The following is a 16,925-nucleotide window of genomic DNA, read 5'->3' on the forward strand; positions in this document are numbered from 1 at the left end:
GTCCTGCTGCTTTGGGTGATTGGCGGAGGGGATGTGACAGCCGGCGGAACCGGCGCGGGCAGCGGCATCGCTGGTACTCCTGAAGGTAGCTTCGGGGCTTGTTCACCGATTTGGTGAATCCTTACATCATCCCGGCATTCCTCAAGGTGGTAAAGGGTTATTGCGATGCGTACTTACTGGGAAACTTGTGCTGGAGGACTGGACTCCAGAAGTTATCCAGAGGCGCTCAGATTATTCAGAGGCGCTCAGCGTGAGCGCGTTCACCTTTGCTTTGGCTGCACGGACCACCTCGCGGTCGGTGACCGTATACGCCGTGGGGTCTGCGCCATCCTGTGCGCCCAGGGAAATGGCACCGTCCCCAAGGGTGGAGACTGTTTTCTTGGCGGACAAGTGAACGGCTGACAATCCTGCAGAGTGCATGGCCGGGATGTCCTCCAGGGACAGTCCCCCACCGGCCATGATCTCCAAGGCGTCGCCGGCCCTTTCCACCATGGCGGTCAGGGTCTGCAGTCCGGCCCCTGCCGTGGGCTCATGGCCGGAGGTAAGGACACGGGTAAAGCCGAGGGTAAGCAATTGATCCAGCGCAGCGAAAGGATCCCTGGATTGGTCGATCGCGCGATGAAAGGTTACCTGGGCTTCGGCGTTGGCTGCTTTGGCGGCATCCACCAGACGTTGGACCGCATGAACATCCACATCTCCAGCTGGAGTCAGCGCTCCCACCACCACGCCGTGCGCCCCCTGGGCCAGTAGGTGTCGGATCTCGTGCACCATGGTGTCCACGTCGGATGCCGAGAATCGGAAATCACCGGGCCTGGGACGTATCAAGGGATGGATTTCCAAGCGGCCATCGACGTGCTCCATGCTCGCCTCCATGAGCCCCTGGCTAGGCGTGATGCCGCCAAGTTCCAGGCTGCTGCACAGTTCAACGCGATGTGCCCCCTCGGAGGCGGCGACACCTGCGCCGACAGCACTGACCACGGCAATTTCAAGTTTCATGCTGAAACTCTACGCGGAGTTTTTGTACAGGTAATGCCCCTAAGGAGGCTCCTTAAGGGCATCAACTGTACAAAAACTCGTCAGGCTTGGTAGCGCCCGAGCTTTTCCTTCTGCCCGGGAGTGAGCCTGAGGACCCGCCCCGTAGCCTCTGCTACGAATGCCAAGTGGGTGGTGGCCTTGACGCAATCTTCCCGGGTAACCGGATCCTTGATGACGTAGTGGAGATCAAAGCTGGCGCCTTTGATGGCACCAACCCAGATCTCCACCACAGCAGGGATGTTGCGGTAGTCCAGTGTCCGAACGTACCGGACCTTGTGTTCTACGACGAGGGTCATGGTGCCCTCTTCGACGTCGTTGAACAGGGCGGCCGGGGGTTCGACGCCGGGGAGGCCGGCTCCGCGGGGTGGCCCGAAGGCCGCAATACGGGCTTCTTCCAACATGCGGACGATCTGCACGTTGTTGATATGGCCGTAGGCATCCATGTCACCCCAGCGCATGGGTACAAGAACCTCCAAGCGCCGGGGTGTCATGGGATCCCTCAGTTCTTCCGCGCTCAGCTGTGCACCGCCGTCGAATCGTCAACTGCGGCTTCTTCCTCACCCGCGAACTGGGACATGTACAAGCGGTAGTACGCGCCTTGGAGGGCGAGCAGTTGGGTGTGGTTGCCCTGCTCCACGATCTTGCCGTTCTCCATCACCAGGATGGTATCGGCATCCCGGATGGTGGAGAGGCGGTGTGCGATCACGAAGCTGGTCCGGTCCGTGCGGAGGGCGGCCATGGCCTTCTGCAGCAGCAGTTCCGTCCGGGTGTCCACGGAGCTCGTGGCTTCATCCAGGATCAGCAGCGACGGATCAGAGACGAAGGCACGCGCGATGGTGATGAGCTGCTTCTCACCGGCACTGACGTTGTTGCCTTCCTCATCAATGATCGTCTGGTAGCCGTCAGGCAGCGCACGGACGAACCGGTCCACGTAGGTGGCCTTGGCCGCCTCCATGATCTGGTCCTCAGTGGCGTCCAGGTTGCCGTACTTGATGTTGTCGTAGATGGTCCCGCCGAAGAGCCAGGCGTCCTGCAACACCATGCCCACCTTGGACCGGAGTTCGGAACGGGTGAGGTCCTTGATGTCCACGCCGTCCAGGGTGATCCGGCCCGCGTTGAGCTCGTAGAAGCGCATCACGAGGTTCACCAAGGTGGTTTTGCCGGCACCTGTGGGGCCAACAATCGCAACGGTGTGGCCGGGTTCAGCCGCGAATGACAAGTCCTCGATGAGCGGCTTGTCCTCCACATAGCTGAAGGAGACGTGCTCGAACTCAACGTGGCCATCGGTCTTGGAGGGCAGGTGACGGGTGCCGTTCTCCTCAACCTCTTCCTCGGCATCAAGGAACTCGAAGACGCGTTCAGCTGATGCCACGCCGGACTGGAGCATGTTCGCCATACCGGCAATCTGGCCCAGCGGCTGGGTGAACTCACGCGAGTACTGGATGAAGGCCGTGGCATCGCCCAGGCTCATGGAGCCGGAAGCTACCCGAAGGCCACCCACCACGGCGATGCCTACGTAGGACAAGTAGGACACAAAGTTCATGGCGGGGAAAATAACGCCCGACACGAACTGCGCACCGAAGGATGCCTTGTAGAGTTCCTCATTCTTCTCGTCAAAGCGGTCCAGCATGTCGGCGTCGCGGCCGAACACCTTCACAAGGTCATGGCCGGAGAACGATTCCTCGATCTGGCCATTGAGTGCGCCGGTGTTCTTCCACTGTGCCGCGAAGAGCTTCTGGCTCCGGGCACCGATCACGCCAGCCACAATGCCGGACAGCGGCAACGCGATCAGGGCGATCAATGCCAGCTCCCAGGACACGATGAACATCATGACGGTGATGCCCAGGACGGTCAGCACGGAGCTGACCAGCTGCGCGAAGGCCTGCTGCAGGCCCTGCTGGACGTTGTCGACGTCGTTGGTGACGCGGGAGAGGATATCGCCGCGCTGGCGGGTGTCGAAGTAGTTCAGCGGAAGCCGGTTCAGCTTCTTCTGAACGTCATTGCGGAGCTGCTTGATGACCCGCATGACGATCCGGTTCAGCAACCAGCCTTGGGCCCAGAGGAAGATATTGGCTACGAAGTACATCAGCAGCACGATCGAAATCAGGAACGTCAGCTTGGGGAAGTCAATCCCGTTGGTCAGTTCCATCTTGGAGACCATGTCCGCGAAGTTGCCCTGCCCCTGCTGGCGCATCAGCTCAACGAACTGCTCCTGGGAGACCCCTTCAGGGATCTGCTTGCCCACCACGCCACCGAAGATAACGTCCATGGCGTTGCCCAGCACCTTGGGGGCAATGACGTTGAGGACAACCGAGACCACCACGAGGCCGATCACGATGTACACGCCGACGCTCTCAGGCTTCAGCAGGCCCATAAGGCGCTTGGCTGAGGGCCAGAACGCCTTGGCTTTCTTAGCCGGCACATCGCCGAACATGCCACCGTCAGCCTCAGAGGGAACGTACTCCTCCTCGACGAAGTCGTCGTCGTCAAGCACTGTTGTTGCCACCTCTGCCTCGGCTGTTGCCTTGGCATCCTTGGCGGCCTCGGCCTTGGCAGCCCAGCCACGCTTTTTCTGCTGGTTCTGCTCGCTCATGCCACTTCCTCCACGCTCAGCTGGGATTCAACGATTTCCTGGTACGTCGGTGACGTCTCCAGGAGTTCATCGTGGGTTCCGCGGTCAACAATGCGGCCGTTATCCAGCACCAGGATCTCGTCCGCATCCGCGATGGTGGAGACGCGCTGGGCCACAATGATGACCGTCGCATCCCGGGTTTTGGCCTTCAGGGCTTTTCGGAGCCGGGCGTCAGTAGCGACGTCCAAGGCGGAGAACGAATCGTCAAACAAGTACACGTTGGGTTTGGTCACCAAGGCACGGGCAATGGAGAGCCTCTGCCGTTGTCCACCGGAGACGTTGGTTCCGCCTTGGGCAATGCGCCGGTTCAGGCCTGACGATTTTTCCTCCACGAAGCCCTTGGCCTGTGCGGTTTCCAACGCCTCCCACAGTTCCTCGTCGGTGGCATCGGGCTTACCAAAGCGGAGGTTGTGCTCGATGGTGCCCGAGAACAGGTAGGGCTTCTGCGGAACGGCCGACACCCGGCTGGTAATCTCCGAGGCATCCATGTCCGTGACAGGGACGCCGTCGAGCAAGACATCACCGGAAGCGACATCGTAGAGCCGCGGCAGCAGCGAAACCAGAGTGGTCTTACCGGCGCCCGTGGAGCCAATGATGGCCAGGGTCTTGCCAGGCTCGGCAGTGAACGAGATATTGCTCAGGACAGGAGCCTCGGCGCCGGGGTACTTGAAAGTAACGTCCCGGAACTCGACGCGTCCCTTCTTCTCCGCCGGCACCACGGGAGAACCGGGGTTGTGGATGGAAGGCTCGACGTCGAGGACCTCGCCGATGCGGTCTGCACAGACCGAGGCGCGGGGAATCATCATGGCCATAAAGGTGCCCATCATGACGGCCATCAGGATTTGCAGCAGGTACTGCAGGAACGCTGTCAGTGCGCCCACCTGCATCTCGCCGGAATCCACGCGCTGGCCGCCGAACCAAAGAACTGCAGCAGTTGAGAGGTGCAGGATCATGCCGATCGCCGGGAACATCAGGACGAACAGGTTGCCGATCTTGACGGACACCGCAGTGAGGTCGTCATTGGCGTTGCCGAAGCGCTTGGCCTCGTGGGGTTCACGGACAAAGGCCCGGACCACGCGGATGCCGATGATTTGCTCGCGGAGCACACCGTTGATGGCGTCGATCTTGGTCTGCATGGAGCGGAAGAGCGGCATGAGACGGACCACGAGGTAGCCCACAACCGCCACCAGGACGGGCACGGAGACCCATACGAGCCAGGAAAGGTTGAGGTCCTCACGGAGGGCCATGATGATGCCGCCGACGCACATGATGGGCGTGGACACCATGAAGTTCAGGCCCATGAGGACCAGCATTTGAACTTGCTGGACATCGTTGGTGCCACGGGTAATCAGCGTGGGAGCACCGAACTTGTTGACGTCCTGGGCGGAGAAGCTGCTGACTTGGCGGTATACGCTGCGGCGCAGGTCCCGGCCGATGGCCATGGCAACGCGCGAGCCGAAGTACACGGCGACGATGGCACTGACAACCTGTCCAAGGGCAACGGCAAGCATGAGCGCGCCCGTCTGCCAGATGAAGTCGGTGTCTCCGCGGGAAACTCCCTCGTCGATGATCCTGGCGTTGAGGCTGGGGAGGTAGAGCGTGGCGATGGTGGACGCCAGCTGAAAGATCAGCACGGCCACAATCTGCGGCAAATACGGCTTGGAGTAGCGCCGTATAAGGGTGACAAGCATGCCCACGGGTCCTTAGAAAAAGTGCGCGAATGAGGTAAGAGAAGTGTCGCAGCAAGGGCTGACAGTATTAGCCTCCCTACTCTACGAAATCCGTTGCCCGCGCGAAACAACTTCCGGAAAAGATCATCCCAGCGGAGTATTTGGCGTGTCGCCGGTGATCCCGCAGGCGCAGCATGGGATGTCGCGGCAAGCAAAAAGCGCCGGCTGGTTGCCCAGCCGGCGCCTTCAGTCCCGCTCTCCTTCGTTACTCACCGCGTAGTGCGCCAGGAATGCCGAACAAGGGTGGGGATCGGAGGAATCAGCCTGCGTGCTTTCCGTGGTCCGAACGCGCCTCCGCGCCTTGCAGGAGCAGCAACGCCATCCGTTCCTGCTGCCTGCGTTCCCGCTTCAGTTCCTTGCGGATCGCTGCGAGCTCTTCGGCAATGGCGGCTTGCTGCTCGGCGATGGCCTGCTGCTCACGCAACCTCGCCTGCAGCTCCACGTTGGCCCGGCTGAGCTGGAGTTGCTGTTCGGCCAGGACGTACTGAGTACGGGACAGTTGTTCCTGTACTTCCTTTACATCGGTCACGTTTCTCCCATCAGCCATGGCATGTGGGCGTTCCTGCGTCAGGATACGGGCGAATTCAAGGTCGAGATCGGCGCCGGAATCCTGCTTCGGAGCCTGACGTCCGCTCCCGGAAACGGTACCGCCGGCACCCAAGGAGCGGGCGTCGTCGTCGTCCGTCTTCGAATCGTTTGCCTTGATCGCGTCCATGGATGCGGTGTCCAAGGACATTCCGGCGTCGCCCGATGCTGTGGCAATGAGTTCCTTCTCGGGAGCTGCATCCACGGTGCGGCGCAGAGGACGTTCCTTGATGAACAGGACGGCCAGGAGGGCAACCACGCTGATAATCGCGGAAATCAGGAAGATCTGGGCCGTGGCATCGCCATACGCAGCACGCATGATCTCGGCGATGGGTGCGGGCATATCGGCCAGATCCATGCTGGCACCGGACGCGCCGCCCTGAGCCGGAATGCCGGCAGCTGCCATGCCTTCAACCGCGAGGTCCTTGACGTGGTTGGACATGATGGCACCGAGGACGGATACGCCGATCGCGCCGCCTACCGAGCGGAAGAACGCTACTGAAGCACTGGCTGTTCCGATGTCCTTGGCCTGGACGGTGTTTTGCACGGCCAGCACCAGGTTCTGCATCAGCATGCCCAAGCCCAAGCCGAAGACGCCTGTGTAGATGGCCACAATCCACAGTTCCGTGGTGTGGTCCATGGTTCCGGCAAATGCGAGGCCGCCAATGAGGAAGACGGAACCTGCAATGAGGAACCTCTTCCACTTGCCGAAGCGGCTGATCAGGATACCGGAAGCGACCGAGCCAATCAGGTTTCCGGCGATCATCGGCAGCGTCAGCAGGCCCGCTTCAGTAGGCGTGGCGCCGCGGGCAACCTGGAAGTATTGACCCAGGAACGTCGAGGAACCGAACATGGCGATGCCCACGGCAACCGAGGCAACAATGGCCAAGGCCGTGGTGCGCTCGGAGATGATCTTCAACGGGATGATGGGCTCGGGAACCTTGGTTTCCACCAGCACCAAAAGCGCCAGCAGTGCAACACCGCCGCCCACCATCAGGGCCGACTGCCAGGAGAACCAGTCGTAGTAGTCCGGGTTGCCGGCGAAGGAAACCCAGATCAGGAGCAGGCTGACACCGGAGGTCAGCAGGATCGAACCCAGCCAGTCGATCTTGGCCGGGCGCTTGATGTGCTCGATCTTCAGCGTCACCTGGAGCAGGATGAGCGCGACGACGGCCAGCGGCACGCAGACGAAGAACGTCCAGCGCCAGCCAAGCGGGCTGTCAACGATGAAGCCGCCCAGCAGCGGTCCGCCGGCAGTGCCTACGGCCATGACGGCGCCCATGTAGCCGGAGTATTTTCCGCGATCCCGCGGCGGAATCATGGAACCGATGATGGCCTGTGCCAGGGCGGTGAGTCCACCCATGGCAACACCCTGGATGACACGGGCGGTCAGCAGAAGCGGAATGGTTTCGGACAGGCCCGCCATCACTGAGCCGGCCACGAAGATGATGATGCTCAGCTGGACCAGGAGCTTCTTGTCGAAGAGGTCCGCGAGCTTGCCCCAGATGGGGGTGGTGGCAGCGTTGGCGAGCAGCGCAGCCGTGATGACCCAGGCGAAGTCGGTCTGGGTGCCCTTGAGCTCAGACATGATGGTGGGCAGGGCGTTGGCGACGATGGTGCTGCTGAGGATCGCCGTGAAGAACGCCGCAAGGAGGCCTGTGAGTGCTTCCATGATCTGCCGGTGGGTCATGGGCGCGGCCGCCCTGTTAACTGAGGCGTCCACCGCCTTGGAGTTTTGTACTGCTGGTGTAGCCATGCGTGGGCTCCTAAGCTGTCTGGTTTGTTGTGATGGAGCCGGCCGCCGTTGCCCGGATTGAGTCCTTGAGGGACATGGTGAGTTTGTTGATGACCTGGGAGGCCTCGAGGGCGTCAGCCTCGCTCCAATCCGCCAGGTAATCGCGCAGTCTCACGCTGCGTTGTTCTTCGAATTCACGCAGTTTCGCCGCGCCGCTTTCCGTCAGCGCCAGAAGCTGCGCCCTTCCGTCTGCGGGATCGGGGCGCCTGATAACAAAGCCAAGCTCCTCGAGTTCGGTGATGTGCCGGCTGAGGACCGGCGCGCTGACACCTAGCCTCGTGGCCAGTTGCGTTGCGCGGGTCTCCCCCTCCCCGATGAAACGCATCACTCCCTGCACAGCCATTCCGACGTCGGGAACACGGGCCATGTGGGCAGTCACCACGCAGCGCAGCGTGCGCTGGAGGTCGAAGATTTGATGCACAAGATCGGTTGCTGTGGCAGAACCGACGGACATGGAAAACACCCCTCTTTTTTTGTTTGCCTAAAGCAACTATAATTCAGATTGATTGCTTTGGGAAACTAAAGATGCGGAAAGTGTCCGTTGCGGGGCCCGCTCTGCGTTCGATTTCCCGGGTATGAGGCGCAGAGTAGGCCTCACAACGCAAACAACCCCCGCACGGATGACCGTGCGGAGGCTGTTCAAGGTGGTGTTAAGTTGTGGCTGCTAGTCCAAATGCGTGGGGCCGAACATCTTCAAAAGCGTTTCAACCACGACGACGTTGGGTCCGTCCGCTTCGAAGGACGCCTTGAGCGCGTCCCCCACTTCCTCGGGGGCCACCCGCCGGGCCGGGACGCCGAAGGACTCGGCAAGCTTGACGAAGTCCGGGCGGGCAAGCTCCGTAGCCGTGGCCTGGCCGAAGGCGCCCACCATGTATTCGCGGAGGATGCCATAGCCGCCGTCGTCCACGATCAGCCAAGTGACCGGGACGTTGTGCTGCTTGGCGGTGGCGAGTTCGGAGATGGAGTACATGGAGGAACCATCGCCGGAGACAGCCAGCACTCGACTGGGCTTACCTGTGGTTTCCAGGCCCACGGCTCCGCCGATTGCTGCCGGGAAGCCGTAGCCGAGGCCGCCGGCACCCTGGGCGGAGTGGAACTGGCCCTGGCGGGCGTCCCAGCAACTCCAGCCCCAGTACGCGGAGATGGTCATGTCCCAGAAGGTTTGCATGTCGGCCGGGACGGCCTCGCGGATGTCTGCCATGAACTTCAGCTCTTTGGCCAAGTCCTGTGATTCAAGACGAGCCTTGACCTTGGCCAGGGACTCCTTGACCACGTCCTCCGGGCTGGTGCCGTGCCAGTCACGCTTTGTTGCGTCCGCGGCACCGGCTGCTGCGAGGGCTTCGTCCAAGGCTGCGAGTGCCTGGCCGGCGTCTGCGCGGATGCCCAAACCTGGCCGGTTCGATTCGAGGACCCGGGGTTCGGCGTCGATCTGGATGATGCGGCCGCGGGGTTCGAACGTGAAGTAGTTCGAGGTCACTTCACCCAGGGATGAGCCGATCACGATGAGCACGTCTGCGTCTTCCAGGACATCGGTCATGTACCGGTCCTCGATCCACGACTGCAAGGACAGCTCGTGGGTCCACGGAAACGCACCGTTGCCACCCGGAGTGCAGATCACTGGTGCGCGGAGCTGCTCAGCAATCGAGAGCAGCGACTTCTCAGCCCGGCCACGGCGCGTACCGCCGCCGGCGATGATCGCCGGACGTTCCGCCGTCGAAAGCCACTTCACGGCCTCGCGGATCAGCTCGACGCGCGGCGGGTTATCGAACGCTTCGGCAAGGGCATCCTCCACCGGCGGGACCATGATCGGATCCAGCAGGACGTTCTGCGGGATTTCGATCCACACCGGGCCTTGCGGCGAGGAAATCGCTTCGGTCCAGGCATCCTGGATGGCCGACGGGATGCCGGAGGCGTGCTGGATCAGCCGCTGGCTCTTGGTGACGTTCGCGGCAGAAGCCTTCTGGTCATCGAGCTGGTGCAGCATGCCCTTGCGGCGAGCGCCCAGGCCATCGAGCGGGATCTGGCTGGCCACCACCACCATGGGAACACCCGTGGCGTAAGCTTCCTGCAGTCCGGCGAGGGAGGTCAGCGCGCCGGGACCGGTGGAGAGGAACAGCACACCCACTTCGCCGGTGGCGCGGGAGTACCCGTCCGCTGCGAACGCCGAGTTGTTCTCCACGCGGGAGGAAACGAAGTGCAGGTTGCCGCGGCCCATCGCGTCAAAAAGACCCAGCGCGTGCTGGCCCGGGATACCGAAAACGGTCTTCGCGCCCAGCGCTTCGAGGGTCTCGACGACGAGGTCCCCGCCGTTGCGCTGATTGGTCCCTTTTGTGGGAGCTGCCGTACCGGGATCGAAATCGATCATCGCTGGTCTCCCGTTGCGCCTGTTGCCTGCGCGAGCTCGGCGATGCGGGCGCCGAGTGCCTGCTGCGCGTAGCCGTTCGGGGCACCTTGGCGGTCACCTTCCACGGCGTTGTCCGCCATGAGGGTCACCAGCTCGTAGGCGACGTGGCTGCCTGCCACACCGGTGATTTCTGCGTGGTCGTACGCCGGGGCAACTTCTACGATGTCCGCGCCCACGAGGTTCATGCCGCGGAAGCCCCGGATGATTTCCAGGAGCTCGCGGCTGGTGATGCCACCGGCCTCGGGAGTGCCGGTGCCGGGTGCGTGGGCGGGGTCCAGGACGTCGATGTCCACGGAGATGTACAGGGGACGGTTGCCGATGCGGTCGCGGATCTTGGCTACTGTCTCCAGGACACCCTGGTAGTAGACGTCTGCGGAGGTGACGATTCCGAAGCCGAAGCGGTGGTCGTCGTCGAGGTCCTTCTTGCCGTACAGCGGGCCGCGGGTACCGACGTGGCTGATGGCTTCGGTGTCCAGGATGCCTTCTTCCACTGCACGGCGGAAGGGCGTGCCGTGGGTGTATTCAGCGCCGAAGTAGGTGTCCCAGGTGTCCAGGTGGGCGTCAAAGTGGAGCATGGCGATGGGCTCGCCGGCCCGCTCCGCTGCAGCCCTCAGGAGAGGGAGCGCAATGGTGTGGTCCCCACCGAGGGTCACCAGCTTGCTGCCGTTGGCCGTGAGGTCCATGGCATTCTGCTGGATGGTCTCGATGGCCTCGTTGATGTTGAACGGGTTCACAGCCATGTCGCCGGCGTCGGCAACCTGGATGTTCTCGAACGGGCTGACGTCCCATGCCGGGTTGTACGGGCGCAGCAGACGGCTGGCCTCACGCACGTGGTTGGCGCCGAAACGGGCACCGGGGCGGTAGGAAACACCGGAGTCGAAGGGTACGCCGACAACTGTCACGTCAGCCATGGACACTTGGTCCAGGCGAGGCAGTCGGGCATAGGTGGCGGCACCGGCATAGCGCGGGATGCGGGACGAATCGATAGGGCCAAGGTTGCCGTTGGCCTCAATACGGAGCTCTTCCAAAATGCGCCACTCCTTAGTGGATAGCTGGGATGACTGTGACACCCATCATACACTCAAAGTTTCCCTATATGCATCACCTGTTTACAAGTCTTATTTGAAGGCGCGCGTCCTGAGATGCCGGTCACAGTGGGCGTAAAGATTCCATAAAAACCGGGGTCCCGGCGTCGACCGCGGCCATACGCTCCTTGCGGAAGCAGCACAGTGCTGCACGAAAGGACACAGTGACCACGTTGTCGAGGCCTCCGGCCGATCCGGCCGACCTGCCAAAGAATTCCTTCAAGCTCAGGCCTTGGCTGCTGGAAGGAATGCCGGACACCTCAGGCAAGAGGCAGGGCCCCCACGGCCGCCCGTCGGACTCCCACAAGCCGCAAGCCTGGTGGAAGGTCATGTGCCTCACGGGACTGGACTACTTCTCCACCCTTGGCTATCAGCCCGCCATTGCAGCGCTGGCCGCCGGACTGCTCTCCCCGCTGGCCACCCTGCTCCTGGTACTGGCAACCCTGGCCGGCGCCCTGCCCGTTTACCGGCGGGTGGCCCGGGAAAGCCCTCGCGGTGAAGGCTCCATCGCCATGCTGGAACGGCTCCTCCCCCGCTGGGGAGGCAAGCTCTTTGTCCTGGCACTTCTGGGTTTCGCGGCGACGGACTTCATGATCACCATCACCCTTTCCGCGGCCGACGCCACCGCACACCTCATCGAGAACCCCTTCGCCCCACACTTCCTTGAGGGCCAGCAGGTTGTCATCACCCTGGCTTTGATCGCCGGGCTCGGCGTGGTGTTCCTTCGCGGATTCAAAGAAGCCATCAACGTAGCCGTTGTCCTCGTGGCCGCATTCCTGGCCTTGAACCTGGTGGTCATCCTTGTTTCCATCGGCCACCTCTTCACCGAAGCCCGCGTCATTTCCGACTGGTGGAGTGCGCTCACCACCTCCCACGGCGATCCCATCATGATGGTTGCCCTGGCCCTCCTGGTCTTCCCGCGCCTGGCCTTGGGACTCTCCGGGTTCGAGACCGGCGTCGCCGTCATGCCCCAGATCAAGGGTCACCCCACGGACACGGAAGCCAACCCGGCCGGCCGGATCAAAGGTGCGCACAAGCTGCTGACCACCGCGGCCATCATCATGAGCTCGTTCCTCATCACGTCCAGCTTCACCACGGTCATGCTGATCCCGGCAGCCGAATTCCAGGACGGCGGCAAAGCCGAAGGCCGTGCCCTGGCCTACCTGGCCCACAAGTTCCTGGGCGACGGCTTCGGCACCGTTTACGACGTCAGCACCATTGCCATCCTCTGGTTCGCCGGGGCTTCTGCCATGGCAGGGCTACTGAACCTCGTTCCGCGCTACCTGCCCCGCTACGGCATGGCGCCGACCTGGGCCCGGGCACTGCGCCCGCTGGTCCTGGTATTCACTGTGATCGCGTTCATTGTCACCATCATCTTCAAGGCTGACGTCAACGCCCAGGGCGGCGCCTATGCCACAGGCGTGCTGGTCCTGATCACGTCAGCATCCATCGCCGTCACACTGTCCGCACGGCGCAAGAAGCAACGCGGCCAGTTCATCGGATTCGGAATCATCTCGCTCGTCTTCGTCTACACCACCGTGGTCAACTCGATCGAGCGCCCTGACGGCCTGAAGATCGCGGCACTCTTCATCCTGGGCATCATGGTGGTCAGTTTCATCTCCCGCATGCGGCGCGCCTTCGAGCTACGGGCCACCCACATCAAGATGGACGAGAAAGCCTTGGAATTCACGGCCAATGCCTCCGAGGGGCCGGTCCGGATCATCGCGCATGAGCCCAAACACCTCAGCGCCAGCCGCTACAGGGAGAAACTCCAGCACGCCCAACAGGCAAGCCACCTGCCCGTCGATTGCGACGCCGTGTTCATCGAGGTGATCGTGGATGACAGTTCGGACTTCGAACAGGAACTGAAGGTTGTCGGCAAGACGCGGCACGGCTTCAGGATCCTGGAAGTGCACAGCAACAACGTGCCCAACACCGTGGCTGCAGTACTCCTCCACATCCGGGACGTCACCGGCTTCATGCCGCACATCTACTTCCGCTGGACCGAGGGCAACCCCATCTCCAACCTCAGCAAGTTCCTGTTCTTCGGTGAGGGCGAGATCGCGCCGGTAACCCGTGAAGTACTGAGGGAAGCCGAGCCGGACATCACCCGTCGTCCATGGGTGCACGTCGGCTGAGCGCCCACACCCGCCCGTTCGCCGCTCCTCCCCGGTTGGTGACCCACCTTGTGACCACCGAGCACCGCCAGCCCCCGGATTTCCGGGGTCAGCGGCCCTCGGCTACTCACGGAAGGGTGGGCAACCGGGGAGGAGCGCAGTTGCCACTTACCCACATAAGGCAGATGGACTATTCCTGCAGCTGCCAGCCATCGGTGAACTGGGCTAATGGACATCTACCTGTATCTTCAAGAGTTGGGCGGCGTAGCCCGGACCGGTCAACTCCTCCGCGCAGGCTTCTCCCGATCAGACGTTGCTTCTTTGTTAACCCGGGGAGCCAGCCGCCCGCGGCGGGGCGTTTACATGCTCAATGCTCACAAGCCGGAATTCGCCGCTGCCATCCGCTACAACGCTCTTGTATCCTGCGCAAGCGCTGCTAAACACTTCGGGCTCTGGCTCAGAACGACTCCGGGCCAGCACCATCTGGCCTGCGATCATGGGCACGGCAGCGGGTTTATCCGGCACAGGACGGCCCGGTTCGAGCCACATCCCACCCTGCCAGTGGCGGCCCTGGAGGACGTAGTGCTGCACGCGATGTGTTGCCTCGAGCCTCCGGCATCAACAGCCATGGCCACCTCGGCCATTCGCTTGCACGGTGTGCCGCTGGCATTGCTCAAGGAGCAACTCCGCGGGGACAGATCCAGACCGGTACTGACGGCGCTGCACGAGCTTGATCTACGTGCAGAGTCAATCGTTGAGGTCGATGCGCAGCACTTGCTCCGCACACATGGAATCGCTTTCGAGGCGCAGGTAGCCATACCTGGAATCGGGCGCGTCGACCTACTTCTCGAAGAATTCCTCATTGTTGAAGTGGATGGCTTCGCGTTTCACTCCAACAGGAGGGCATTGCGGAACGACTTGGCACGGAACAACGCCTCCACCATCAACGGATATTCCGTTCTCAGGTACCCGCCGGAGGTGATTTGGTTCGAACCGGAGCGGGTGATTGCGGAGATTCCGGCGGTTCTCACGCTGCGCCGGGACGCTCCTGCCCAGTTGGTGGCCACCCTTGCACCACTGAGCCCCGGGTTTCCAGGGTTCAGCCCACTCCCCCGGCTCCAAAACGGGAGGTAACCGGGAGGGAGCGCGGCGCGGGGAGAAAACCTACCGGCTCGCAGCCGGCACCAGGACCCACAGCACCTCGACGGTCTCGTCCGTGGGATTGATCCAGGTGTGGGGTTCACGGCCCGGGAAGGAGAGCGTGTCCCCTTCCTCGAGGTCGTATTCCTCGTTGGTCAGGATGAGTTTGATCCTGCCCTTGACCACATGCAGGACATCGACGTCGCAGTCCACTGCGTAGAGCTCGTTCTCCCCACGGCCCCGCGGTTCAATGGTGGCCTGCAAAATCTGGAGGCGGCGCTCGGAGCGGGCCGTCAGCAACCGCTCCACAATGCCCTGGCCACCCAGGGAGATGCGGGGGCCGTCATCGCGCTTGGTCAGGTGCGTCTCCGGAGCGGCGAACAAGTCACCCACAGAGACCGACAACACCTGGCACAGGGTGACCAAGGAAGCGACCGACGGCGATGTCAGGTCGCGCTCCACGCGGCTGAGGAAGCCCTTGGTTAGCCCGGTAGCATCAGCCACTTGCTCGATGGTAAGGCGCTGCGCCTGCCGGGCTGCGCGGATTCTGGAACCGATGGCAACGGGAACATTGCTCGGTTCAACGGGTAGAGCCTTCATTCACGAACCTTTCAGGCCTGTCATGTGGCCCTGTCATTGGAGCAATAGTAGCCGGGAGACAGGCCAAGAGCGCCAGAATACGCGGAAGCATGACCAAAGCCCCTTGACTGTTACTCCCATCACAACATATCCTCATAGGCAACAAGTGTTGCCTGTGAGGCACACAGCACATCCCCAATCTCCAATCGTCAGCACAGAGACTTCGACGCTTCGCAGGAGTATCGTCGAAAACCCCAACCTCCGTGCATCAGCTCCAAGGACCGTTCATGGAATCTTCGGCTATAAATATCGCAATCGTGGTGGTGTACCTGCTCGCCATGCTGGCCTTCGGCTGGTGGGGCAAGTCCCGCACCAAGAACAACAGCGACTTCCTGGTGGCCGGCCGCCGCCTCGGCCCCTTCCTCTACACCGGCACCATGGCCGCAGTGGTCCTTGGTGGCGCATCCACCGTGGGCGGCGTAGGCCTCGGCTACAAGTTCGGCATTTCCGGCATGTGGCTGGTGGTGGCCATCGGCTCGGGCGTGTTGTTGCTTAGCCTGCTCTTCGCCGGCACCATCCAGAAGCTCAAGATCTACACGGTCTCCCAGATGCTGACCCTCCGCTATGGCAGCACGGCCACCCAGACCTCGGGCATTGTCATGCTGGCCTACACGCTGATGCTGTGCGCCACGTCCACCGGCGCTTACGCCACCATTTTCGTGGTCCTCTTCGGCTGGGAGCGTTGGCTCGCCATCGCCATCGGCGGCGCTATCGTCCTGGTCTACTCCACCATCGGCGGCATGTGGTCCATCACGTTGGCCGACCAGGTCCAGTTCGTCATCAAGACAGTGGGCATCTTCTTCCTCATGCTCCCCTTCGCCCTGAACGCTGCAGGCGGCCTCGACGGCATCCGGGCCCGCGTCGATGAGAGCTTCTTCGACATCGGCGGAATCGGACTCCAGACGATCATCACCTACTTCGTCGTTTACACCCTTGGCCTCCTGATCGGCCAGGACATCTGGCAGCGCGTGTTCACCGCCAAGACCCCCACGGTGGCCCGCTGGGGTGGCGCCACTGCAGGCATCTACTGCATCCTCTACGGCTTCGCCGGTGCCCTGATCGGCATGGCTGCCAGTGTTGCCCTCTCCGGCGTGGAGATCGCGGCCAAGGATGATGTTTACGCGGAGGTCGCTACCCGGCTCCTGCCCATCGGCATCGGCGGCCTGGTTCTCGCTGCCGCTGTCGCGGCCATGATGTCCACCGCTTCCGGCGCACTGATCGCTGCGGCAACAGTGGCCCGCGCAGACGTCATGCCCTTCGTAGCCAGCTGGTTCGGCAAGAAGGTAGACACTTCCGATTCCGACAACCCTGAGCACGACGTCAAGGCCAACCGCATGTGGGTCCTTGGCCTGGGGCTCGTCGCAATCATCATCGCCATCTCCACCAAGGACGTGGTGGCCGCGTTGACCATCGCTTACGACATCCTGGTGGGCGGGCTCCTGGTAGCCATCATCGGCGGCCTGGTGTGGAAGCGCGGAACGGGCATCGCCGCTGCTTGGTCCATGGCAGCCGGTTCAGTGGTAACCCTCGGGACCATGACCATCCTGGAAATCAATGCCGAAGTTCCCTTGGACGGCATCTACGCCAACGAGCCCATCTACTTCGGTCTCATTGCCTCCGCCCTGGTGTACCTCGTGGTTTCACTGATGAGCAAGCCCACCGATCCCGCCGTCATGAAGGCATGGACGGACCGCGTGGCCGGCACCCGCGTGGCAGAAGAAGAACTCACCACGCCCGCCTCCTAGCAGGCACACTCAGGTACA

12 protein-coding genes are annotated in these 16,925 nt (G+C 62.3%); 3 read left to right on the forward strand and 9 right to left on the reverse strand.

Annotated features, from left to right (window positions below):
* Positions 1–231: 231 nt before the first annotated feature.
* From M1D51_RS16670 to speB, 8 genes are all read right to left on the reverse strand, one after another.
* On the reverse strand, positions 232–996 hold the full coding sequence (locus tag M1D51_RS16670; protein WP_458107285.1) for a copper homeostasis protein CutC: 765 nt from the start codon (positions 994–996) through the stop codon (positions 232–234).
* Between the two features lie 80 nt (positions 997–1,076).
* Complete coding sequence (locus tag M1D51_RS16675; protein ID WP_458109607.1) at positions 1,077–1,493, reverse strand: acyl-CoA thioesterase; 417 nt, start codon at positions 1,491–1,493, stop codon at positions 1,077–1,079.
* A 56-nt stretch (positions 1,494–1,549) separates the two neighbouring features.
* On the reverse strand, positions 1,550–3,628 hold the full coding sequence (locus tag M1D51_RS16680; protein ID WP_458107286.1) for an ABC transporter ATP-binding protein: 2,079 nt from the start codon (positions 3,626–3,628) through the stop codon (positions 1,550–1,552).
* Positions 3,625–5,358, reverse strand: a complete 1,734-nt coding sequence (locus tag M1D51_RS16685) for an ABC transporter ATP-binding protein (RefSeq protein WP_172322350.1) — start codon at positions 5,356–5,358, stop codon at positions 3,625–3,627. The genes M1D51_RS16680 and M1D51_RS16685 overlap by 4 nt, the downstream gene beginning before the upstream one ends.
* A 298-nt stretch (positions 5,359–5,656) precedes the next feature.
* Entirely contained in the window at positions 5,657–7,738 is a 2,082-nt protein-coding gene (locus M1D51_RS16690; protein ID WP_458107287.1) for an MDR family MFS transporter, read from the reverse strand.
* Positions 7,739–7,748: 10 nt separating this feature from the next.
* Positions 7,749–8,231 carry a MarR family winged helix-turn-helix transcriptional regulator gene (locus M1D51_RS16695; RefSeq protein ID WP_172322348.1) on the reverse strand — a complete coding sequence of 161 codons (483 nt, stop codon included), beginning with the start codon at positions 8,229–8,231 and terminating at the stop codon, positions 7,749–7,751.
* A 210-nt stretch (positions 8,232–8,441) separates the two neighbouring features.
* The gene (locus M1D51_RS16700; RefSeq protein ID WP_458107288.1) at positions 8,442–10,142 is read right to left on the reverse strand and encodes a thiamine pyrophosphate-binding protein; all 1,701 of its coding nucleotides are present in this window, start codon (positions 10,140–10,142) and stop codon (positions 8,442–8,444) included.
* On the reverse strand, positions 10,139–11,209 hold the full coding sequence (speB, locus tag M1D51_RS16705) for an agmatinase (protein ID WP_458107289.1): 1,071 nt from the start codon (positions 11,207–11,209) through the stop codon (positions 10,139–10,141). Before speB ends, M1D51_RS16700 begins: the two co-directional genes overlap by 4 nt.
* A gap of 221 nt (positions 11,210–11,430) precedes the next feature.
* Between speB and M1D51_RS16710 the strand changes: the two genes are divergently transcribed.
* Positions 11,431–13,404 carry an amino acid transporter gene (locus M1D51_RS16710; RefSeq protein ID WP_458107290.1) on the forward strand — a complete coding sequence of 658 codons (1,974 nt, stop codon included), beginning with the start codon at positions 11,431–11,433 and terminating at the stop codon, positions 13,402–13,404.
* 207 nt (positions 13,405–13,611) lie between these two features.
* Positions 13,612–14,517 (forward strand): DUF559 domain-containing protein, encoded by a 906-nt coding sequence (locus tag M1D51_RS16715; RefSeq protein ID WP_458107291.1) that lies wholly within the window; start codon positions 13,612–13,614, stop codon positions 14,515–14,517.
* A 30-nt stretch (positions 14,518–14,547) separates the two neighbouring features.
* Here M1D51_RS16715 and M1D51_RS16720 read toward each other — a convergent pair whose 3' ends face one another.
* A complete protein-coding gene (locus M1D51_RS16720; protein ID WP_024819844.1) occupies positions 14,548–15,123 on the reverse strand; it encodes a helix-turn-helix domain-containing protein in 576 nt (191 codons plus the stop codon).
* A gap of 266 nt (positions 15,124–15,389) precedes the next feature.
* Between M1D51_RS16720 and M1D51_RS16725 the strand changes: the two genes are divergently transcribed.
* Positions 15,390–16,907, forward strand: a complete 1,518-nt coding sequence (locus M1D51_RS16725; protein ID WP_458107292.1) for a sodium:solute symporter — start codon at positions 15,390–15,392, stop codon at positions 16,905–16,907.
* Positions 16,908–16,925 lie beyond the last annotated feature (18 nt).

The organism is Arthrobacter sp. R3-55 (assembly GCF_054161505.1).